Source organism: Xenorhabdus bovienii (assembly GCF_024721015.1).
Classification (GTDB): Bacteria; Pseudomonadota; Gammaproteobacteria; order Enterobacterales; family Enterobacteriaceae; genus Xenorhabdus; species Xenorhabdus bovienii.
Window position 1 is genome coordinate 48,322 of the sequence record NZ_JANAIF010000014.1, and the last position, 24,134, is coordinate 72,455.

The 24,134-nt window shown below is 43.3% G+C and carries 16 protein-coding genes; 5 read left to right on the forward strand and 11 right to left on the reverse strand.

Features of this window, described 5'->3' with window-relative positions:
* Positions 1-28: 28 nt before the first annotated feature.
* The 10 genes from kdsB to serC all read right to left on the reverse strand — a co-directional run bounded on the left by kdsB (position 29) and on the right by serC (position 11,999).
* Complete coding sequence (kdsB, locus tag NXS07_RS06060) at positions 29-778, reverse strand: 3-deoxy-manno-octulosonate cytidylyltransferase (RefSeq protein ID WP_038206315.1); 750 nt, start codon at positions 776-778, stop codon at positions 29-31.
* Positions 779-781: 3 nt separating this feature from the next.
* Positions 782-961 (reverse strand): Trm112 family protein, encoded by a 180-nt coding sequence (locus tag NXS07_RS06065; protein ID WP_038218487.1) that lies wholly within the window; start codon positions 959-961, stop codon positions 782-784.
* A 108-nt stretch (positions 962-1,069) separates the two neighbouring features.
* Positions 1,070-2,065 carry a tetraacyldisaccharide 4'-kinase gene (gene lpxK, locus NXS07_RS06070; RefSeq protein ID WP_258086368.1) on the reverse strand — a complete coding sequence of 332 codons (996 nt, stop codon included), beginning with the start codon at positions 2,063-2,065 and terminating at the stop codon, positions 1,070-1,072.
* Positions 2,062-3,810, reverse strand: a complete 1,749-nt coding sequence (msbA, locus tag NXS07_RS06075; RefSeq protein ID WP_038194925.1) for a lipid A ABC transporter ATP-binding protein/permease MsbA — start codon at positions 3,808-3,810, stop codon at positions 2,062-2,064. The genes lpxK and msbA overlap by 4 nt, the downstream gene beginning before the upstream one ends.
* Before the next feature lie 35 nt (positions 3,811-3,845).
* Positions 3,846-6,191, reverse strand: a complete 2,346-nt coding sequence (locus NXS07_RS06080) for a ComEC family protein (protein ID WP_258086369.1) — start codon at positions 6,189-6,191, stop codon at positions 3,846-3,848.
* A gap of 204 nt (positions 6,192-6,395) precedes the next feature.
* Entirely contained in the window at positions 6,396-6,686 is a 291-nt protein-coding gene (gene ihfB / locus NXS07_RS06085; RefSeq protein ID WP_012987387.1) for an integration host factor subunit beta, read from the reverse strand.
* Between the two features lie 72 nt (positions 6,687-6,758).
* The gene (gene rpsA, locus NXS07_RS06090; protein WP_038180045.1) at positions 6,759-8,432 is read right to left on the reverse strand and encodes a 30S ribosomal protein S1; all 1,674 of its coding nucleotides are present in this window, start codon (positions 8,430-8,432) and stop codon (positions 6,759-6,761) included.
* 193 nt (positions 8,433-8,625) lie between these two features.
* A complete protein-coding gene (gene cmk / locus NXS07_RS06095; protein ID WP_038180049.1) occupies positions 8,626-9,312 on the reverse strand; it encodes a (d)CMP kinase in 687 nt (228 codons plus the stop codon).
* A 195-nt stretch (positions 9,313-9,507) separates the two neighbouring features.
* Positions 9,508-10,794, reverse strand: coding sequence for a 3-phosphoshikimate 1-carboxyvinyltransferase (gene aroA / locus NXS07_RS06100; protein ID WP_046337198.1), 1,287 nt, complete (start codon positions 10,792-10,794; stop codon positions 9,508-9,510).
* 116 nt (positions 10,795-10,910) lie between these two features.
* Complete coding sequence (gene serC, locus NXS07_RS06105; RefSeq protein WP_258086370.1) at positions 10,911-11,999, reverse strand: 3-phosphoserine/phosphohydroxythreonine transaminase; 1,089 nt, start codon at positions 11,997-11,999, stop codon at positions 10,911-10,913.
* Positions 12,000-12,832: 833 nt separating this feature from the next.
* On the opposite strand from serC, the gene NXS07_RS06110 reads away from it, so the two are divergent.
* Entirely contained in the window at positions 12,833-15,892 is a 3,060-nt protein-coding gene (locus NXS07_RS06110; protein ID WP_258086371.1) for a non-ribosomal peptide synthetase, read from the forward strand.
* Positions 15,893-16,407: 515 nt separating this feature from the next.
* On the opposite strand, the gene ansB is transcribed toward NXS07_RS06110, so the two are convergent.
* On the reverse strand, positions 16,408-17,457 hold the full coding sequence (gene ansB, locus NXS07_RS06115; protein WP_038218498.1) for an L-asparaginase 2: 1,050 nt from the start codon (positions 17,455-17,457) through the stop codon (positions 16,408-16,410).
* Between the two features lie 148 nt (positions 17,458-17,605).
* On the opposite strand from ansB, the gene ycaO reads away from it, so the two are divergent.
* The 4 genes from ycaO (at position 17,606) to pflA (ending at position 23,750) form a co-directional block, all read left to right on the forward strand.
* The gene (gene ycaO / locus NXS07_RS06120; RefSeq protein WP_258086372.1) at positions 17,606-19,369 is read left to right on the forward strand and encodes a 30S ribosomal protein S12 methylthiotransferase accessory factor YcaO; all 1,764 of its coding nucleotides are present in this window, start codon (positions 17,606-17,608) and stop codon (positions 19,367-19,369) included.
* 323 nt (positions 19,370-19,692) lie between these two features.
* Positions 19,693-20,550, forward strand: coding sequence for a formate transporter FocA (focA, locus tag NXS07_RS06125; protein ID WP_038206330.1), 858 nt, complete (start codon positions 19,693-19,695; stop codon positions 20,548-20,550).
* A 54-nt stretch (positions 20,551-20,604) separates the two neighbouring features.
* Positions 20,605-22,887: a formate C-acetyltransferase gene (gene pflB / locus NXS07_RS06130; RefSeq protein ID WP_038225170.1), complete on the forward strand. Its 2,283-nt coding sequence runs from the start codon at positions 20,605-20,607 to the stop codon at positions 22,885-22,887.
* A gap of 122 nt (positions 22,888-23,009) precedes the next feature.
* Entirely contained in the window at positions 23,010-23,750 is a 741-nt protein-coding gene (gene pflA, locus NXS07_RS06135; RefSeq protein ID WP_038195367.1) for a pyruvate formate lyase 1-activating protein, read from the forward strand.
* Positions 23,751-24,134 lie beyond the last annotated feature (384 nt).

The following is a 24,134-nucleotide window of genomic DNA, read 5'->3' on the forward strand; positions in this document are numbered from 1 at the left end:
CTTTTGACTGTTATACCGGATAACGTGTTCAACACTCAGCAAAGGCTTTTCTGACGGCTTCCAAATCTTCAGGTGTATCTACCCCTGCACCTGGCGCTTGTAGCGCTTTCGCGACATGAATTTTCTCACCGTACCAAAGCACCCGCAGTTGTTCGAGCATCTCAATGCTTTCCAATGGGCTTGGCGCCCATTGCACGTAGCGACGGATAAATCCTGCCCGATATGCATAAAGCCCGATATGGCGCAAGAAGTTATCCCCGACTGTTTCTTTTGACTGCATAAAGCGATCACGTTCCCACGGAATCGTGGCGCGTGAGAAATAGAGCGCATAGCCCTGCGCATCCATCACAACTTTTACAGCGTTAGGGTTGAATGCTTCTTCTGCATCTTGGATCTGCACTGCAAGTGTTGCCATTCCAGCATCACTTTCTGCCAGATTATCGGCGACCTGCTTAATAATTTGTTCTGGGATAAGTGGCTCATCACCTTGAACATTCACGATGATCTCGTCATCAGCAAATTGGTATTGATCAATGACTTCAGCTAAACGCTCTGTACCTGAATGGTGATGCGCACTTGTCATGCAAGCTTCACCGCCTGCAGCAGTGACTGCATCAAAAACGGCTTGGTTATCTGTCGCCACAATCACCCGATTGGCACCGGAGCGGATAGCCCGTTCCATAACGCGCACAATCATTGGCTTGCCATGAATATCAGCCAGCGGTTTTCCAGGCAGGCGAGTTGAAGCAAAACGCGCTGGAATGATAACGGTAAACATGAATTATTTTTCTTCCTCTGCTGGCAGGGCGCGGGCTTCATTTTCTAACAGCACAGGAATGCCATCACGGACGGGAAAAGCGAGGTGGTCAAGTTTGCAAATCAGTTCAAAGTTTTCTTTATCGTAATTAAGCTTACCGTGACATACCGGACAAGCAATGATTTCGAGTAAACGGTGATCCATATATCCCCCAAATGACGGGCTTCGAATTTAATGCGGTTCAGAATACCACAAGCAATGTATCACCGTTAACTCTGTTATTTTGTTGAATGTTGTGATGATTTACCAAGATTATCTACGCATGTTCACTTTAGGGAGTAAAGCACAAATTTCATCCAGCATTTTTTGCTCTTTTTCTTCTGGAAAATGTGCAGAAACCGGTAAATACCACCAATTAGGCTGCGCGAATTCGAAACATTTAACTGCATCTTTTTCTGTCATCAGCAAATTCTGCCCATCATCGGTCAAAGCCGACAATTGAGTTTTATCATAAGATTGATGATCAGCAAAAGCGTGTGTTTCCTGCAAAACAGCTCCCAACTGCTGCAAAGTTGCAAAAAAACGCGGTGGATGACCAATACCTGCCATTGCCACCCCATTGGGAATATCACTGACCTGACGCGATTCTCCCGTCAGCAGGTTAATCGCCAGTTCACCTTTTAGCGTCATGGGCAATTCGCCTGCTTCCGGTGTTCCTCCATTAACAATAATGGTATTGACCGTATTTAGACGACCAGCGAGTTCCCGCATCGGCCCTGCCGGTAGCCAGCAGCCATTACCGAAGCGACGGATACCATCAATGACCACAATTTCATAATCACGCTGTAAGGCATAATGTTGGAGACCATCATCGGTGATGATGATATCGATGGGAAAATGCGTTAATAACGCCTTGATAGCATCGGTGCGTTTCGGTGCGACCGCAACAGGTGCACCAGTACGGAGATGAATCAAAACTGGCTCATCTCCCGCTTGTGCCGTTGTCACTTCTCCTGTTACCAACAGTGGGTAATGTTCCGCTTTCCCGCCATAACCGCGAGAAACAACACCAACCTGATAGCCTGTTCGCTGCAATTGTTCAACCAGCCAAATGACGACTGGTGTTTTGCCATTCCCTCCTGCCGTCAAGTTACCCACGACAACAACAGGTACAGGCGCTTTCCAAGAACGGATCAACCCCAGTTTATAGCCTAAACGACGCAGACCGCTTATCAGCCCATAAAGGGCTGACAGTGGCAATAGCAAGATGTAAAGCCATGAACGGCCGAACCATATGCGTTCAATCATTGACCAAATTGCATCCGATGTAATTGGGCATATGCGCCATCTTTTTCCAACAGAACCGAATGATTACCTTTTTCGACGATAAAACCGTCTTCAACGACGATAATTTCATCCGCATTTTCAATGGTAGAAAGGCGATGGGCAATGACCAAAGAAGTCCTGTTTTTCTGCAATTCATCCAGCGCCGCTTGTATGGCGCGCTCAGATTCAGTATCCAGTGCTGAGGTTGCCTCATCCAGAATAAGAATCGGGGAATCACGCAGCAACGCACGGGCAATGGCAATACGCTGACGTTGCCCGCCTGAAAGCAGGACACCATTTTCACCAATCATGGTATCAAGACCTTGATCCAGTTTCTTGATAAAATCCATCGCATAGGCCATTTCCGCGGCTCGTTCAATTTCTTCACGGCTGAATTTTCCTTCGCTGGCATAAGCGATGTTATTAGCGACCGTATCATTGAACAAATGGACATTCTGCGATACCAGCGCTATCTGGCTGCGCAGTGAAGACAATGAGTATTCACGCAGATCATGCCCATCCAATATGATGCCGCCTTCATTGATATCGTAAAAACGAGTGAGAAGATTGGCAATCGTCGATTTTCCTGAACCAGAACGCCCCACCAATGCGACAGTTTTACCTTTAGGAATGGTCATTGAGATGCTTTTCAGCGCAGGATGATCTTTGGTTGGATAGCAGAATGTGACATTACGGAATTCAAGATCACCTTTTGCTTTTTTCAGCTCCAGCTTACCTTCATCTTTTTCCTGCTCCATATCCAGAATCGCAAATAATGTTTGGCAAGCGGCCATACCACGCTGGAATTGTGCGTTAACATTAGTCAGCGATTTCAGTGGGCGCATCAGGGCGATCATGGATGAAAATACCACGGTGATTTTACCCGCAGTCAGTGCGCCCATAATTTCCGGGAAACTGGCAGCATACAGGACAAACGCTAAAGCAAAAGAAGCAATTAACTGAATAATAGGGTCAGAAATAGACGACGCCGACACCATTTTCATGCCTTGCTGACGCATATGGTTACTGACTTTGTTAAAACGTTTAGTCTCAATCTTCTGACCACCAAAGATCAAAACTTCTTTGTGCCCTTTCAGCATCTGTTCTGCGCTGGTTGTCACCATTCCCATGCTGTTCTGCATATTTTTGCTGATATTACGAAAACGTACCGAAACAAGACGAATAACAAGAGCGACAATCGGAGCAATGACAATCAAGATCAGGGAAAGCTCCCAACTGTAATAAAACATCAGAATGAACAGGCCAATAATTGATGCTCCTTCCCTGACAACTGTCACCAGCGCGCCGGAAGAAGAAGAAGCAACCTGTTCTGAATCGTATGTAATGCGGGAAAGCAATGTCCCCGTAGATTGCTGGTCAAAAAAGGAAACTGGCATTCCCATCATATGGGTGAACAGACGACGGCGCATCTGCATGACAACTTTGCCAGATACCCAAGATATACAATAACTTGATATAAAACCCGATATGCCACGCAAAAGCATCAACCCGATAACAACCAGTGGCATCCACTCCAATACACTCATGTCTGCCTTGCCAAAACCCTCATCAAGTAAAGGTTTCAGCAAAGAAAGCATCAATGTATCACCGGCAGCATTTATAACCAGTGCAATCGCCGCCACTGCCAACCCTAGCTTAAATGGTGTGATGAGCGGCCACAATCGGCGGAAGGTCTGCCAGGTAGAAAGGTCTTTATCATTCATTATTGAGTTACCAAAACCAAAAGAAATAGCGGGTCATTCTACTCATGATCGCTATGAATACCAAACCACTGATGATACCACCGTGACATTATGTGTTGTCTATAACCTGCTAATTTAATGTGATCACGATAAAAATAACCGGTAATCTGGCCGGAAACCGAAGTACTATACCATTGAATTTCAGCATTTTTATAACGTTTCTGCACTTTCACTGAAGGCAACTTCCACGGGCTATAACGGGCAACCGAAGTTAATGCATATTTAGGCATAACTGTCCGTATAAATACCGCTGTGGACGAAGTATTGCTCCCATGATGAGGAACTTGCAATATTGTTGCATTCAGATGTTCTCGCTCAAGACTGACTAAGCGGTATTCACTCTGTTTTTCCAAATCACCTGTTAATAATAGACTGTGTTTACCATCATCAATGCGGATCACGCAAGATTGATTGTTACCGACAACCGCTGTTTTTTCTTGCGGCCAGATGACCCGAAACGTTAATTCCTGCCAGGTCCATTGCTCACCACGAATACAAGGCAAATGTGATTGCTCGATCAAAGAACTCCTGATTTGAATATCAGGATATTTTTCGCGCAAATATTCTACGCCACCTGTATGGTCCAAATGATCGTGGCTGAGAATAATCTGTTCTGGTGTCAAACGATGCCAACGCAAATAAGGTACAATGACTTTTTCTGCCATACTTCCCGTTTCCCAACGGTTTCCTGTATCAAAAATGATTGCCTTTCCTCCCTTGTCAATGACCACTGCCAAACCATGTCCAACATCCAGCATCGAAAAACGCCATTGGTATTCATCATCGCGTTTTAAATAACAGACAATAATTCCAATCGAGACACCTAACAGCCATTTATAAGACTTCCACCAGCCCAAACGCCAAAAAATGACAAAAAACCACCCCACAAGCGTTATAAAGATAGGGAAATACCCTGTTTCAAACCATGAATGTGTTAAAATCTGCAAAGGTGCCAAAGCGAGTACAATACTGTAATCAACCAACTGCCACAAAATTGGCTGAATAACAGGAAGAAAGAAACAGGATAACGCTAACATCACCAGTGGCACAGACAAGAAAGAGACTATCGGTACAGCCCATAAGTTAGCAACCAATGATGCAATATTCAGCCCCTGAAACAGCAAAAGCTGCAACGGCAACAACATTAGCATCATTCCCAATTGCATATGCAGCCCACGTAGCCAACTCCACTGCCAGCCATAACGAATACCCTCGGGTAAGGGCATCCAGTGAAACCAGAATAACAACGCCATCACCGCAGTAAATGAGAGCCAAAAGCTGTCAGAAAGGATTGCCAGTGGATCAAACAGTAAAATCAGGGCTGCACTCCATAAAGCCCACTGCCATGAAAAACAAAACCGGTTTCTGCACCGCAGATAAATCCAAAGTGTTAATCCTAATATTGCCCGAACAGCCGGAATTCCCCAGCCTGACAGCCAAGCATATAACGCCGCAGTCAGCCACCCCATGAGGAGCGGGAAACGAAAACTCACCCACCTTGCCGGAAAGAGAAACTGAATGCCCCTGGCAAGGCTCCAGCCGAATAAACTGGCCATTGCAATATGCAACCCTGAAATCGCCATAAGATGAGCGATGCCCGTTTGCTGCAACAGCAGTCTGGTTTGTTGATCCAGCCACTTTCTTTCACCAAAGGTAAGAGCCAGAGCGATACCTGCATATTTCAATGGTTGGATTTCTGGCGCCAGTTTATTTATCAGATCTTGCCTAAAACTGCACTGACCATTCAGTAACCTCGCCTTAGTTATTTTGCCATTAAGTGGCTGACGAATAGAAAGTGCATATCTCTGGCTATCATAGCTTCCATGGTTCAATTGAGCATGAACCGGCCTGAGTTTCATTGTGACCTGCCATATCTGGCCAGCACACAGCGATGCAGGAGGATTCCATAGTACCGATGCAAATAACGCAGGGAAAATATATTTACCATCACTTTCAATTAATCGGATCCGATAACGTTCTTTTTCTCCCGCATTATTTTTCTCAGCACCTAAAGATACGCTCTCAATCATGACCGTTGCAGAACGGGATGTTTCGCTGAAGTAAGTGATTTGATTCAATATCAGGTGACCATGCCAACATCCAAAAATAAATGTCCATAGCATCAGTGAAGTTATCCGAGTGGATTTACAGGGAACAAACCATAAACAAAATGCCAGCCCAATCAGGAAGCAAATTTCCCTCTGCTGAGGTAATTCAGCAAGCAATAATAAAGGGATCATTCCCAGAATAATTGCTATAGCAGCCTGATTCAGACTAATAATAAACAGCGGCTTTCGCCAAATGGAGAAAATACAAGTAAAGGGGAAAAAAATGATAGGCCACATCCGGTTATGCCTCTGCGCTGATATTCCATTCAGACAGACAAGCCTATTCCATTATTTATGCTGCGACCAGACAGATAAGTACTAATATAGAATCACTTCGCAAATTAGTTCGTCGGTCAAGAAAAGACGACAAAATAATGCGAAAATAATCACAAAAAAACGGCACCCTAAGGTGCCGTTAGCAATTAAGTAATAACTTCTATCTTAGCTGTCGCTATAGATATTCACGCGATCGCGTAACTCTTTACCTGGTTTAAAGTGAGGAACGTACTTACCTTCCAATTCAACTTTATCGCCAGTTTTGGGGTTACGACCCACACGCGGAGCCCGGTAGTGAAGAGAAAAGCTGCCGAATCCACGAACTTCAATTCGTTCACCTGCGGCCAATGTTTCTGCCATATGATCAAGCATTTCTTTCACTGCATCTTCAACGGCTTTAGCGGGCATGTGAGATTGTTGCTCAGTAAGTCTTTCGATTAATTCAGACTTGGTCATAATACCTCCCTAAACTACCGTATCGGGTAATACCGCCGTTTCCGAGGTATCACCCAATGTTATTGACTTAGATTATTCGCCTTTAGCTGCTTTGAAAGCTTCAGCCATTGCGTTGTTAGCAAAACTCGTATCTTCTTGTTTGTTCACAGAAGCGATAGCGTCTTTTTCATCAGCTTCGTCTTTCGCACGAACAGACAGGTTGACTATGCGATTTTTGCGATCAACACCAACATATTTAGCTTCAACTTCATCGCCAACGTTCAGAACTTGAGTTGCATCTTCAATGCGGTCACGAGAAGCTTCTGATGCACGCAGGTAACCTTCAACGCCGTCAGCTAATTCAACTGTAGCACCTTTTGCGTCAACTGCAGTCACTTTACCATTAACAATCGTACCTTTCTTATTTACAGACAGGTAATTGTTGAATGGATCTTCTGCCAGTTGCTTGATGCCCAGAGAGATACGCTCACGCTCTGCATCAACCTGCAGAACTACAGCAGCAATTTCGTCGCCTTTCTTGTATTCACGAACTGCTTCTTCGCCTGCAACGTTCCAGGAGATGTCAGACAGGTGAACCAGGCCGTCGATGCCGCCGTCCAGACCGATGAAGATACCGAAGTCAGTGATTGACTTGATTTTACCTTCAACGCGGTCGTTTTTGTTGTGAGTCTCAGCAAATTGCTGCCAAGGGTTAGATTTACACTGTTTCAGACCCAGGGAGATACGACGACGTTCTTCATCGATATCCAGAACCATAACTTCCACAACGTCACCAACGTTAACAACTTTGGATGGGTGGATGTTTTTGTTGGTCCAATCCATTTCTGAAACGTGTACCAGACCTTCAACGCCCTCTTCGATTTCAACGAAGCAGCCGTAATCAGTCAGGTTAGTTACGCGACCAGTCAGTCTAGTACTTTCTGGGTAACGTTTAGCGATTGCTACCCATGGATCTTCACCCAGTTGTTTCAGACCCAGAGACACGCGAGTACGCTCACGGTCGAATTTCAGTACTTTAACTGTGATTTCATCGCCCACATTGACGATTTCGCTTGGGTGTTTAACACGTTTCCAAGCCATATCAGTAATGTGCAGCAGGCCATCAACGCCGCCCAGATCAACGAACGCACCGTAGTCAGTCAGGTTCTTAACGATACCTTTAACTTCCATGCCTTCTTGCAGATTTTCCAGCAGCTGATCACGCTCTGCGCTGTTTTCAGATTCGATAACGGCACGACGGGAAACAACTACGTTGTTGCGTTTCTGATCCAGCTTGATGACTTTGAACTCAAGCTCTTTGCCTTCAAGGTGAGCAGTATCACGAACTGGGCGAACGTCAACCAGTGAACCTGGCAGGAATGCACGGATACCGTTCAGTTCTACAGTGAAGCCACCTTTGACTTTACCGTTGATAACACCGGTAACAGTTTCAGCTTCTTCGTATGCTTTTTCCAGCATCAGCCATGCTTCGTGACGTTTTGCTTTTTCACGGGACAGGATAGTTTCACCGAAACCATCTTCTACCGCATCCAGAGCAACGTCGATTTCATCGCCAACTTGGATTTCCAGCTCGCCCTGAGCATTTTTGAATTGTTCTACAGGAATTGCAGATTCTGATTTCAGACCTGCATCAACCAATACAACGTCTTTATCGATAGAAACGACGACACCACGAACAATGGCACCTGGACGAGTTTCGATAACCTGTAGGGATTCTTCAAAGAGTTGAGCAAAAGATTCTGTCATGTTAATGATCTTCAAGGTTTTAAATTAACGTCCATCTAGCATCCAGCCGAATGGGGTTGTTTTACATACCTCGCAACTATTCCCTGTTACAAGGTGCTTTGGTATGCCAGCATATTTTACTGCCCACATACCAGGATTCTATATACATCTTCTTGGTGCGCTGTTGCAAGAGTACAACATGCGAAAACAACAATTACGCAGGCAGTGCCAGCGCGTTTTTCGCATAAGTCAGGGCCTTATCAATCACTTCTTCGATAGACATGCTGGTCGAATCCAAGAGCAATGCATCATGTGCAGGCACTAACGGCGCAACGGCCCGATTACGGTCACGGAAATCCCGCTCCTGTATCTCGGATAAAAGGCGGTCAAAGTTAACACTAAAACCCTTCTCCTGCAACTGTAACATGCGCCTGCGGGCGCGTTCTTCCGCGCTGGCATCGAGAAAAATTTTCACTGGCGCATCAGGAAATACCACCGTCCCCATATCGCGCCCATCAGCGATCAACCCCGGTGCGATACGAAAAGCCCGCTGCCGACGAAGCAGTGCTTCACGGACACGAGGAAATGTTGCCGCCTGTGAAGCCGTATTGCCAACGGCTTCAGTACGGATTTCATTGCTGACATCTTCGCCTTCCAGGATGACCCTGAGTTTGCCATTTGCAGGCATAAAACGAACATCTAGATTTGCAGCCAGAGGAACCAGTGAGTCTTCCGATTGGATATCCACCTGATGATGAATGGCTGCCAGTGCTAATACACGATAAATGGCACCTGAATCAAGTAATTGCCAACCCAATGCTTCAGCCAGTGCCTGACAGAGTGTTCCTTTGCCAGCACCACTTGGCCCATCAACGGTTATTACTGAGGCTATCGCCACCATTATTATTTTCCTCCTTTTCGCATAGCGCTTTCCGCACAACAAACGGGTCATCTACCGATTGCAGAAAACTGCTCAATTAATGAGCAGTAAAATATCTCTTATTATACGCACTCCGCAGATGAGTGGAATAAGCACATCATGATTACCTGACGATTTTCACTATGAGTAAGCCACTGAAATGGATTCAATCCCTGATTACATTATGTATTGACTCAGTTTTTCAAGCTGATTGAAATAATCTGGGAATGTTTTGGCCGTACAGCCTGGATCAAGGATCGTCACTGGTGTATCCGAAAGTGCAACCAGCGAGAAACACATCGCCATTCGATGATCATTATAGGTTTCAATTTCAGCATGATTGAGCTTTTGTGGCGGAACGACACGAATGTAATCATTCCCTTCTTCCACCTCAGCCCCAATCTTGCGTAGTTCAGTCGCCATTGCATTGAGACGATCCGTTTCCTTTACCCGCCAGTTATAAATATTGCGGATGACGGTTTCACCTTGAGCAAACAGCGCTGTTGTCGCAATAGTCATAGCGGCATCAGGAATAGCATTCATGTCCATATCGACACCAATCAATGTACCACGTTCACATTCCACAAAATCATTACCCCAACGAATCGTCGCCCCCATCTTTTCCAGCACATCAGCAAATTTTGTATCGCCTTGCAGGCTATTCTTACCGATGCCTGTTACGCGAACCGTGCCACCTTTTATCGCAGCGGCTGCCAGAAAATAAGAGGCAGATGAAGCATCCCCTTCCACCAGGTAATGTCCCGGCGATTGGTATTGCTGCTGCCCTTTAACGTGAAAAATTTGATATTGGTGATTTTCTACCGTCACACCGAAACTTTCCATCAGCGCCAGAGTAATATCAATATAAGGTTTAGAAACCAGATCACCTTGAATATGAATTTCTGTATCATTCGCTGCCAATGGTGCGGCCATCAGCAAAGCTGTCAGAAATTGGCTGGAAACACTGCCATCAACGACAACTTTTCCCCCCGAAAACCCACCTTTGATATGCAGTGGCGGATAATTTTCCTGTTCAAGATAATCAATTTTTGCTCCGCCTTGACGCAATGCATCCACCAAGTGACCAATTGGACGCTCTTTCATCCGAGGTTCCCCTGTCAGCACGACATTGTTGTCTCCCAGACACAGTGCCGCAGCCAACGGACGCATGGCCGTTCCTGCATTGCCCAAAAACAGCTCCAGCGCACCTTTTCCGGTGATAGTTCCCCCAATACCATCAACTTCACAGCAAGTACGATCGTCTGATAGACGGTAGGGAATTTCGAGTGCTGTCAGAGCATTAAGCATATGGCGGATATCATCACTGTCCAACAAATTGGTCAGGCGAGTTGTTCCCTTGGCGAAGGCTGCAAGCAGCAGCGCGCGGTTGGAAACACTTTTGGAGCCGGGCAGGTTAATAGTTCCATTGATACAGGAAATAGGTTTTAACGTCAGGGATTGCATAAACAGCGGGATCTCCGGTTTTTAATACGTTGTATTTGTAATTTTCGCTTTAATTTTTTGAAATAAATGAGGAATATTCACATCGGGAGGTTTCATTCCTCCCGATGATAAGCGCATTATGCGTTACGGCGTTCAAAATCAGCCATCAACTCAACCAATGCCTGAATACCTTCATAAGGCATGGCGTTATAAATGGACGCTCGCGCACCACCAGCAACTTTATGCCCTTTCAAAGCGTGCAACCCATGTGCATAGGCTTCTTCCAGAAATTTACCATCCAGCATTGGGTTGGCCAGCTGGAATGGTATGTTCATGATGGAACGGTTCTGTGGCGCAACACGGTTGATATACAGGTTACTGTTATCAATGGTGCGATAGAGAAGCTCTGCTTTCGCATGATTACGTTTGCTGATTTCCTGTAAGCCTCCCTGCTCTTTCAGCCACTTGAATACCATGCCAGAGAGATACCAGGCAAATGTTGGTGGAGTGTTGTACATAGAGTCTGATTTAACCTGCACAGTATAATCCAGAATTGACGGAGTATGTTGATGTGCTTTACCCAATAAGTCCTCACGGACAATCACCACTGTAATTCCTGCTGGCCCGATGTTCTTCTGGGCTCCCGCATAAATCACGCCGTAACGACTCACATCAATCGGGGCTGAAAGAATAGCTGAAGAGTAATCCGCAATCACGATCTTATCATCGCCAAAATCAGGCTCTTCAAAGATTGCAATACCTTCAATAGTTTCATTAGGACAATAATGCATATAGGCGGCATCACTGCTCAGCGCCCATTCACTCATTGGCTTCACGCTTCTGATGCCATCAACTTCTGTCGTAATATTTATGACATTTGGTGTGCAATATTTTTCTGCTTCTTTCGCTGCACACTCAGACCAATAGCCACTGACGATATAATCAGCTGTCGTTTTGTTACCAAGTAGATTCTGTGGCAAAGCCGAAAACTGACCACGGGCACCACCATGACAAAACAAAACTTTATAATTCTCAGGTATCGCTAATAAATCCCGAAGATCTTTTTCTGCTTCAGCCGCAACATCCATGAACTCTTTGCTACGGTGGCTGATTTCCATAACAGATGTTCCCAGGCCATGCCAGTTGCAAAGCTCTTGTTCTGCACGGCGTAATACTTCTGCTGGCAACATGGCTGGACCAGCGCTGAAATTATATACCTGACTCATTAACTTCACCCTATCAACGGATACAATAAAATCGGATGTATTGGTTTTATCATCCCCGCCCTGTCGCTGCAATGGTTATTAAAAGATTGTTGCAACCTATTGTATAACTGGTTGATAGACTGCGTTATTAATAATATGGATATAAAAAAACCAATAAAACAGCCAGAATGGTACCGCTTTCAAGCTATCTTAAGGATTTAAATACATTTAAATAACAAGATAAATATATAAATTAAGATAAATAGATTACTTTTCATATAAGTATATTGGGTATTAAATTCACACTCTGTAGTTTTCAATTTTCATTTTATTTTAGAATAATTAGCTATTATCGCGCTCATATTTTGCCTAAAATATTATATATACTCAATAGATTTAAAATTACAGGGAGGGAGCAGGGTTAATATCAAAAATATATATCTTGATTCATAATCTAGATATTAATAATTAATTTTTTCGTATATTCCATCTGGTTAGCTGTATTTTATTGATTCTATTTTCAGCTATTTAATGACGTTCCGAGATATATATTAAATAGCCCAATCCAGACTTTCCGTTATTTATGACCACACTATGGAGATAAACAAAACATTGAACTGATTTGTAAAGTGGATGAACAATCGGCTTCGTCTCCTGCATGCTTTCTCGGGTTGTTAATTTTTTGTTCAAATACCCATAAAAAATAACATTGACATCATAAAGGTAAATGCGATTCTCTCTCGAAGTCACTAGGATTAATCCTAATTATCCAAAAAAATTACAAATTAGGATTTTTCCTATAGGTGATATTATAGACAGAGACAATCTGCCACTAATTTATCGAGGACATCATTATGATTCAAGAAATTATGAATATTGCTCCCAGTAGTTTCGCGGAAAGATTAACACACGTCATTGATAACAGTGTGATTGATATCTTTATACAAAAAACCGTGGAATATCCTGAAAATAAAGCAATCATTACCGCAGAGCGAACTGTGAGCTATCGTGAACTGGCTCAGCAGGCACAATCTCTGGCAGTTTATTTACGCCAACAGGGAGTAAAATATGAATCCCCTGTTGCCATTTTGTTGGAGCCAGGGATTGAGCAAATCATTTGTCAAGTAGCCATCTTACTGGCTGGCGGGAGCTGCGTTCCACTCGACCCCGCCATGCCTGATGAGAGGCTAGGTTTTATGCTGCAGGATTTGCAAGTCAACCTGACATTGACAGATATCAAATCGCAAGAGCGCCCTCTGCCCACAAATTTCATCACTATGAATGAAAGTTTACTGAAACCGACGGATGCGGTTCACTTACTCGATATCCATAGTGGAAAAACGCATCGGACTCATATTTTATTCACATCAGGAACAACAGGAAAACCCAAAGCAGTTGGAATTGAAGCTCAGGGTATCCTCCGTTTCGTTGTTAATACAAATTATATTAATTTCGTAGCCACCGACAAAATAGCTTGCATTGCCAACCCCACATTTGATGCCTCTTTATTTGAAATCTGGGGCGCGTTATTAAATGGGGCGACAATAGTCATTATTCCCAGAAAAACAGTTATCGATCCTTATCTGTTTGAGGCCGCATTAAAACGATTTTCTGTTAACACCATGTTTATTACCACTACCTTATTTAACTTAGTTGCCAGTACGTGTCCTTGGGCATTCCGTGGTCTGCGTTATCTTCTGGTCGGTGGAGAAGCACTCAACCCTTATTCGCTGCGGCAGGTTTTACAATCCTCTCCTCCGCAACATCTGATAAACGGTTATGGACCGACTGAAAGCACCATTTTTGCTACAACCCATGAAATTACCCTGGATCAACTAACCGGAGAAAGTATACCTATTGGAAAACCCATTAATAATACGGAGGTTTACATTTTGGATGACCAGCAACAATTTGTTGCACCAAGCCAATTAGGTGGAATATACATTGGAGGAACTGGTTTAGCGCGGGGTTACTGGAACCGTCCGGAAATTAACGCGCAACGTTTTATTGTGGCGGATGTTAATAAGAATAATACATTAAGGAGAGCCTATAACACGGGAGATTTAGGCTGGCAACGTTCTGATGGCGTTTTTATGTATGCGGGACGGGCAGACAACCAGATAAAACTACGCGGACATCGCATTGAAATTGAAAAGATTGAAGCTCAGTTGCTGGAAAGTCAATTTTTGAAATCAGCGGCGGTATGTGTGATCAAAAAAGAAAACATAGAACCTTATCTGACCGGTTTTATTGTCCCTAAAGATCCAGACTCATTTTCAAAACAAGAATTAATTCAATGGATTAATACCCGCTTACCCAACTATATGCTGCCTCAGCTGGTCGTTATCGGGCATATACCAGTCACCCACAATGGTAAAATTGATAGAGCGCGCTTACTGGAGGAATGTTTAGAAAATCAAGAACAACAATTATTACCCCAATCAAGTACACAAATGAGTGAAGAAGAGTCTGCCATCTTAAATATTTGGCAACAGGTTCTGGATTCCTATGATCTGACACTAGATAGTGATTTCTTCCAGTCCGGGGGCAGCTCGTTGCAGGCCGCCAGACTCGTCGTTGAAATCAGACGCAAAATGCAGCGCAGTTTATCAGTCCAGAATTTATACGATGCCCCTACACCGAGAAAACTCGTGGAAAGTCTCCAACAAAATCATCAGGAAGACATTGATATATGCACTGTTATGCTCAAGGACGGTGTGCTGCCATTAGATATTCAGCCCTTGTCTCAACCCCTCCAGCCCTGGCTTACCCCAAACACGGGGCGAATATTATTAACCGGAGCCACCGGGTTTCTGGGCGCTTTTTTCCTGCGTGATCTGTTGTTACAACCCGAAATTAATCAGGTGACTTGTCTGGTACGTGCACATGATAATGATGCAGCGTTGCTGCGGGTCAAGAAAAACCTGAATCAATACGGGGTGTGGCAGGACGAATTTCTCCCCCGGTTGCAGGTTATTGCCGGCGATATTACGGAGCCTCTGCTCGCAATGAACCCACAGACTTATAAGCGCTTATCTGTAGAATGTGATGTCATTTTCCATTTGGCGGCACATGTCAATTATATTCAGCCTTATTCAGCCCATCGCGCCGGAAACGTTGTAGGGACGCTGAATCTATTACGCTTCGCGGTCAGTGAAAAAGTCAAATCTTTTCATTATATCTCCACCATTGCTGTGTTTGGCCCTGCCGGACTGCTGTCGCCTATATCCACAATCTATGAAGATGACGACATCATGCCTTACTTAGACGCCATGAGATATGATTCAGGATATTCACAAAGCAAATGGGTTGTTGAACGGATAATATGGCAGGCCAGAGACAGAGGGATACCGCTTTCTGTATATCGTCCTGGTTTTATCATGGGTGACAGCCAGACAGGGGCAGGTAACCCCAACGATTCTATCGCCCGGTTACTCAAGGGATGTATAGAAATAGGCGCCTATCCCCTGTTAGTTAACCAGCGGAGAGAATTCGTTCCGGTAAATTATGTCAGTTCAGCCTTACTGAATATCTCTCGTGACAACAATCGATTAGGCAGGGCTTATCATCTGGTTACTCCTGACAATAAGCACTCTGTCGATTTTAATCAATTTTTTGAGTTACTCAAACAGTGTGGTTATCAGCTCAACGGGTTAGATTATTCTGAGTGGCTAGAGAAGTTGGAAGCAGATCCCGCACTGGTGGATAATCCATTAATGCCATTGATACCCATACTATCTGAAAATATTTATGGGCAGCTTACCCGATGGGAGGTGTATGAAAATATGCCAGCGTATGATGCAAAAAATACAAATATAGCATTAAAGAGAACACATAAACTATATGCACCAATGGACAGTCATCTGTTGGAACGCTACCTTTCTTACTGGAGACGTATAGGCTTTCTGTCATAAGAAAAATAGTAATAATGTCGAAATAGTGAATCATTTTTTAATTACCAAAAAATATAATTAAGTATTTATTCAGTAACAAAGTTACAGAATTATCTAAATATATAAAGTAACAAAAAATAAAATTCATTTTCGTATAATTTTATTTATCTTAATGATATTATTCTGCACACATATAAGTATTATCATATATTACATGGATGAATTAAAATGTTTTACATTGTTCTTTCTAATGTTTCCTATAAAAAACCAGATTAATGGAATATAAAACATCAGAATATATACAAGCAATGAATGATATGGACGCCTCCAAAAAACATAAGAAATTTTAAATAATTTTTGGAAAATAAATAACTTTTTATCAATCATTGAACGATTAAAAATATATTATAATCAGATGTTGAACTTAAATACAGAAAGACGCATTAAAGGCGTCTTTCTGCTTTTCTATATCCTTCATCTTTCAAATTACAGCTTCGTTGGCTACAAATTGAAATCTATTGGGTATAAATCAGGAATTAATATTGAGTAAACATTTCCTGAATTTTTGCTGGATCAGAAGTTTGAGTCAGAGCCAGTTGCAGAAGAACACGAGCTTTCTGTGGGTTCAAACGCTCTGATGCGACAAAACCATATTTGCTGTCGTTAACTTCAGCATTCTTGGTTGTATAACCAAAAGGAATACGGCTGGATCTGACAACAACCACACCATCTTTAGCGGCTTGAGCCAAGGTGTCAAAAATGGATTTATAGATATTACCGTTACCTACACCTGCGCTGACAATACCCTGATAGCCATTTTCCACGAATGCTTTTGCTGGCAATTCGGAAGCATTAGAGTAGTTATAAACAATACCGACTTTTGGCAGTTTATCCAGTTTGCTGACATCAAAAGCGGCTTTATGCGCTTTTTCTGGTGCAGCAGTAGCAGAGTAGTAACTCACTTTGCCATTGTGAACAAAACCTTCTGCTCCGCTATTGATAGCCTGAAACGCCTGAACTTCAGTTGTGCTCAGTTTGCCAATATGACGACCGTGAATCACAGAATCATTCATAGCCAGCAAAACACCGCGGTTTGCAGAGCTTTTATCTGCCGCGACAACTACGGCATTATACAGGTTTAATGGGCCATCAGCACCCAGAGCTGTTGATGGGCGCATTGCACCAACCATCACGATTGGCTTCTGGCACTGAGTGGTCAAATCAAGGAAGTAAGCGGTTTCTTCCATAGTGTCAGTACCGTGGGTAACTACGAAACCATCGGTCTTATCACAATCTGCGTTGATTTTTTTTGCCAGAGTCAGCCAAACCTGATCATTCATGTCTTGAGAACCGATGCTGACAACCTGTTCACCTTTCAGATCAGCGATGTTTTTAATCGCGGGTACAGCATTCAACAGTGAATCAATACCAACTTTACCTGCAGTATAGCTAGATTGAGTTGCTGACTCGCCACCACCAGCAATTGTGCCGCCAGTTGCCAAAACGGTAATGTTTGGCAGAGCAAGCGCAGAACCACTAACTAACGTCAGAAAGCCGGCTATTGCTGTTTTTTTAGTCTTTTTCATGATTTAACCTTTTGTAAAAAAAGCCATTTTATTATGTAAACTGGAAATAAATAAACTCCAATTAACAATAATTTTTGGGAATTGATAGAGCAGACAAAAAAAACGCCGTATGATATGCGGCCTTTAACAAAAATTGAAGTGAATAACGATGACGCAAACCTATATCCCCGGCAAAGACGCCGCGTTGGAAGATTCCATTAACCACTTCCAATCCAAGCTGACATCTCTTGGTTTTAATATCGAAGAAGCCTCATGGCTGAATCCCGTACCCAATGTCTGGTCGGTACATATCCGCGATCGCGACTGCCCACTGTGCTTTACCAATGGCAAAGGAGCCAGCAAAAAAGCAGCATTGGCCTCTGCATTAGGGGAATATTTTGAGCGTCTGTCGACAAACTATTTTTTCGCTGATTTTTACCTTGGGAATGCCGTTGCTAACGGGGAATTTGTCCATTATCCAAACGAAAAATGGTTTCCATTGCCGGAAGATGATTCCCTGCCAGAGGGCATTTTAGACGAGCGCCTTCACCATTTCTACAACCCTGACAACGAACTCTGCGCCAGTCAATTGATTGATTTTCAATCCGGCAATGAAGAGCGCGGGATCTGTGCCCTGCCTTTCACTCGCCAATCCGATAATCAAACCGTTTATATTCCGATGAATATTATCAGCAACCTGTATGTCTCAAACGGCATGTCCGCAGGCAATACCATGAACGAAGCGCGCGTTCAGGGGTTATCAGAAGTGTTTGAGCGCTATGTAAAAAACCGCATTATTGCAGAATGCATCAGCCTGCCTGAAATCCCAGAAAGCGTAATGAATCGCTATCCTAGTGTAGTTGAATCCGTCAATAAATTGCAGGCAGAAGGCTTCCCACTCTATTGCTACGATGCCTCACTAGGGGGGCAATTCCCGGTAATTTGCGTTGTGCTGTTTAATCCGAATAATGGCACTTGCTTTGCCTCTTTTGGCGCTCATCCTGATTTTGGTGTTGCGCTGGAACGTACCGTAACCGAGCTTCTGCAAGGCCGCAGCTTAAAGGATCTGGATGTCTTTACGCCACCAAGTTTCGATGATGAAGAAGTATCTGAACATACCAATCTGGAAACTCACTTCATCGATTCAAGCGGTGCGATTAGCTGGGATCTATTCAAACAGGATGCCGACTATACATTTGCCGATTGGAGTTTCAAAGGCACGACAGAAGAAGAATTTGCCACACTGATGGGGATCTTCAATACGCTGGATGCTGAAGCTTATATTGCTGATTACGAACATCTGGACGTTTATGCCTGCCGTATTCTGGTGCCTGGCATGTCAGATATTTATCCGGTTGAAGATTTGCACATCGCCAATAATACCATGGGAACTCATCTGCGTGAGACTATTCTGGCGTTGCCAAATAGCCAGTGGCAGCCAGCAGAATATCTTACTTTCCTTGAACAATTGGATGATGAAGGGCTGGATGATTTCACCCGTGTCCGTGAATTACTGGGGATCGCCGCAGGTAAAGACAACGGCTGGAGTAACCTGCGCATTGGTGAATTGAAATCCATGCTGGCATTGGCTGGCAACGATCTGGAACAGGCGTTGATCTGGGTTGAGTGGACACAGGACTTCAATGCTTCGGTTTTCACCGCCGAACGAGCCAATTATTATCGCTGTTTGCAAACACTGCTGCTATTGACCCAAGAAGAAGATCGTGACCCAAGCCAATACCATCAGGCTTTTGTCAAAATGTACGGTCAGGAAACACTCGATGCTGCCTCCGCCGCCATTGACGGCAAAAACGGCTTCTACGGCCTATGGTCTGTAGATTCAGAGCTAAAAACATTGCCAGCACATCAGGCATTACTCAATGCTTATGAAAAACTGCAAAAAGCCAAACGCGAGTTTTGGTCAAATAAATAAACCGTTACATTAAAGTTTATTTATTATAGAAAGTAAAATTCAGGTTAAATTAAGTTTATTTAAAAAATAACAAATAAATGACAATTTAACCTGTTATTTTACGTTTTTAATATTCTCAAAAATCTTTCATATAAAATATTTTTATAAATTTTAAAAAAAACTTTATCATTATAAATCAATATGTTAAAATATAACAGTCGCATTTAAACCCCCGTAATTCCCCAGACTTTCTGCGTAATATGATCCATGTCAAATTCAGGTCAATGCTCGTTTGTTACTATCATTACGTGCTAAAATTAATTAAGGATAAAGAGAGTGTTAGTATGAAAACTGACAACCCTTTTAATTTATTTCCACCTGCTGTAATGGCACAAATCGCTGATGATAGTGGTGTATATAAAGTTAATAAACATCCCGCAGTGACTTATTTATCGGCAATCATGGCAGGTGTGTTTATTTCCATTGCTTTTGTCTTTTATATTACGGCTACCACAGGAACATCTTCCATTCCTTATGGATTAGCAAAATTAACTGGCGGGATTTGCTTTTCTCTTGGTTTAATGCTGGTGGTTATATTTGGTGCAGATCTTTTCACCTCCACAGTATTGACTATAGTTTCAAAAGCCACAGGCCGTATCACCTGGTCACAAATGCTCAAAAATTGGATTAACGTTTATATCGGTAATCTGATTGGTGCACTATTTTTTGTCATTTTAATGTGGCAATCAGGCCAATATGCGGTCGCTAATGGTTCCTGGGGGCTGAACGTATTACAGACTGCCGATCATAAAATGCACCACACCTTTATTGAAGCAGTATGTTTAGGCATTTTGGCCAATCTGATGGTATGCCTTGCGGTCTGGATGAGCTATGCCGGGCGCAGCCTGATCGATAAATTGTTTGCCTTGATCCTGCCAGTTGCCATGTTTGTCGCCAGTGGCTTTGAACACAGTATCGCCAATATGTTTTTAATTCCGTTCGGGATCATTATCAAAAATTTTGCCCCAACTGAATTCTGGGCAAAAGTGGGAGCCACTCCCGAACAATTTCCTCAACTCACCGTTTCACACTTTATTACTGATAACCTGATCCCTGTAACGATAGGTAATATTATTGGTGGTGCGATATTGGTTGGGTTGATTTATTGGTTCATGTATTTACGTGGCGGCCAAAAATATTAATTCGCCTCCACGTCAGGTTTCTTAAAAGTTCCACTGTTAAAAGGTAGAAATATCATGTCCGAGTTAAATGAAAAATTCTCTGTAGCATGGCAAGGCTTTAACGAGGGTAGCTGGCAAAATGAAGTCAATGTTCGTGACTTCATCCAGCAGAACTATGCTCCGTATGAAGGTGATGAAACATTCCTTGCAGGCGCCACAAAAGCGACTGATATTTTGTGGAAAAAAGTCATGGAAGGTATCAAAATCGAAAACCGTACTCATGCGCCGGTTGATTTTGATACTGATGTTGCGTCTACAATTATTTCTCATGATGCGGGTTATATTGCCAAAGACCTAGAACAAATCGTAGGCCTGCAAACCGAAGCACCACTGAAACGTGCCATTATTCCATTCGGTGGAATCAAAATGGTTGAGAGTTCCTGTAAAGCTTACAACCGTGAACTAGACCCAAAACTGAAACAAATTTTTACTGACTATCGCAAAACCCACAATCAGGGAGTATTCGATGTTTATACACCTGATATCCTGAAATGCCGTAAATCCGGTGTACTGACAGGTTTGCCTGATGCCTATGGCCGTGGCCGCATCATCGGTGACTACCGCCGCGTTGCTCTGTACGGTATCGACCTCCTGCGTGATGAAAAATATGCTCAATTCACATCATTACAGGAAAAACTGGAAAACGGTGAAGATCTGGAAGCCACTATCCGTCTGCGTGAAGAAATCGCTGAACAGCACCGCGCTCTTAGTCAGATTAAAGAAATGGCGGCTAAATATGGCTGTGATATTTCCTACCCGGCGATCACAGCGAAAGAAGCCGTGCAGTGGACTTACTTCGCTTATTTAGCAGCGGTTAAATCGCAAAATGGTGCAGCGATGTCTTTCGGTCGTGTGTCCAGCTTCCTGGATATCTACATCGAACGCGATCTGCAAGCAGGCAGACTGACAGAACAAGAAGCTCAAGAACTGATTGACCATCTGGTCATGAAATTGCGCATGGTTCGTTTTCTGCGTACTCCAGAATACGATGAGTTATTCTCTGGCGACCCCATCTGGGCAACGGAATCACTAGCAGGTATGGGCTTGGACGGCCGTACTCTCGTTACCAAAAACAGTTTCCGTTTCCTGAACACGCTTTATACTATGGGGCCATCACCAGAGCCTAACATGACCATCCTGTGGTCTGAAAAACTACCAATCAACTTCAAAAAATTCGCAGCGAAAGTGTCTATAGATACCTCATCCCTGCAATATGAAAACGATGATCTGATGCGCCCTGATTTCAACAGCGATGACTATGCTATCGCATGTTGTGTCAGCCCAATGATTGTTGGTAAGCAAATGCAATTCTTCGGCGCACGTGCCAATCTGGCAAAAACCATGCTGTATGCAATCAACGGCGGTGTGGATGAAAAAATGAAAATACAGGTTGGCCCAAAAGAAGAACCAATGAGAGACGAAGTGCTGGATTATGACAAAGTCATGGCTCGCATGGATCATTTCATGGATTGGCTGGCAAAACAGTATGTCACTGCTTTAAATATCATCCACTATATGCATGACAGATACAGCTATGAAGCGGCACTGATGGCACTGCATGACCGTGATGTTTACCGTACCATGGCATGTGGTATCGCGGGTCTTTCCGTAGCGGCCGACTCACTGTCTGCAATCAAGTATGCGAAAGTTTCTCCAATCCGTGATGAAGATGGCTTGGCAACTGATTTCAATATTGAGGGCGAATATCCACAATTCGGTAATAACGATCCGCGTGTCGATGATATCGCCTGTGATCTGGTTGAACGCTTTATGAAGAAAATTCAAAAGCTACAAACCTATCGCAACGCAGTGCCAACTCAGTCTGTACTAACCATTACTTCTAACGTGGTTTATGGTAAGAAAACCGGTAACACTCCTGATGGACGTCGTGCTGGTGCACCATTCGGCCCTGGTGCTAATCCAATGCACGGACGTGATCAAAAAGGTGCGGTTGCCTCACTGACTTCTGTCGCCAAACTGCCATTTGCCTATGCGAAAGATGGGGTTTCGTATACTTTCTCTATCGTGCCTAATGCACTGGGTAAAGACGATGAGGTACGCAAGGCAAATCTGGCTGGTCTGATGGATGGTTACTTCCATCACGAAGCGAATATCGAAGGAGGCCAACATCTGAACGTCAACGTGATGAACCGTGAAATGCTACTGGATGCGATGGAAAACCCGGAGAAATATCCTCAATTGACTATTCGTGTATCTGGTTACGCCGTGCGGTTCAACTCGCTGACTAAAGAGCAACAGCGAGATGTCATCACTCGTACATTTACCCAGACGATATGATTAAGAAAAATAGCATTGTCCAAAAATGTCATTATTTTCTATTGAAATAAAATGACATACACTAAAGGCCCCTTCACAATTGGGGCCTTTATTATCCTGTCAGTTTTTGGAGAAACGCCTTCATGTCTGTACTTGGTCACATCCACTCTTTTGAATCTTGCGGAACCGTTGATGGCCCAGGTATCCGTTTTATCGTGTTTTTCCAGGGTTGCCTGATGCGTTGCCTTTATTGCCATAACCGCGATACATGGAATACCCACGGTGGTATAACCGTCACTGTTGAAGAGCTTATAAAAGAAGCGACAACTTACCGTCATTTTATGAATGCCTCCGGTGGTGGTGTTACCGCTTCTGGTGGAGAAGCCATTCTTCAGGCTGAATTTGTCCGTGACTGGTTCAGAGCTTGTCATGCAGAAAATATTCACACCTGTTTAGATACCAATGGCTTTGTTCGTCGTTATGATCTCATCATTGACGAACTGCTGGACGATACCGATCTGGTTATGTTGGATTTAAAACAGCTTGATGATGAAATTCACCAAAAACTAATCGGGGTTTCCAATCATCGCACTCTCGAATTTGCCCACTATCTGGCAAAACGCAACCAAAAGACCTGGATTCGCTATGTCGTGGTTCCGGGGTGGTCAGACGATGATAAATCTGTCCATATGCTTGGTGAATTTACTAAGGATATGAAGAATATTGAAAAAATTGAATTATTACCTTATCACGAACTTGGCAAACATAAATGGATTGCTATGGGTGAAGAATATAAATTAGAAGGAGTAAAGCCTCCTTCAAAAGAAATAATGGAACGAGTAAAAGAAATCTTAGTGAGTTATGGACACCATGTAATCTATTAAGCCCCTCCTATTTTCTTTATTTAATTAACCTGGCTTAAAACTTAGTTTCAGTCAGGTTTTTCTAAAAAATAATTTCTATTATTTAATGATTTTTTTAATAATATAGATATCATCTATGCAAGATGCTTATGGCATTAACTTAAACTAAAAAATTGAATAAATAGTTTATCCCGACTTAATCTTTATAAATGACAATGAATTACCATAACATCAGACGGATACCAGCCTGATATTACCAAAAATAAATGATGCAATTTATGTGTTTTAATACCCATTTTCAGTTAGGTGCCTCACAACTAATAATGAGTATATCCGTCGTCATTGAAGATGCTTGATTTTTCATTTGTATCAGATCATGATCGCGCTCATGAAAATTAATCTGAC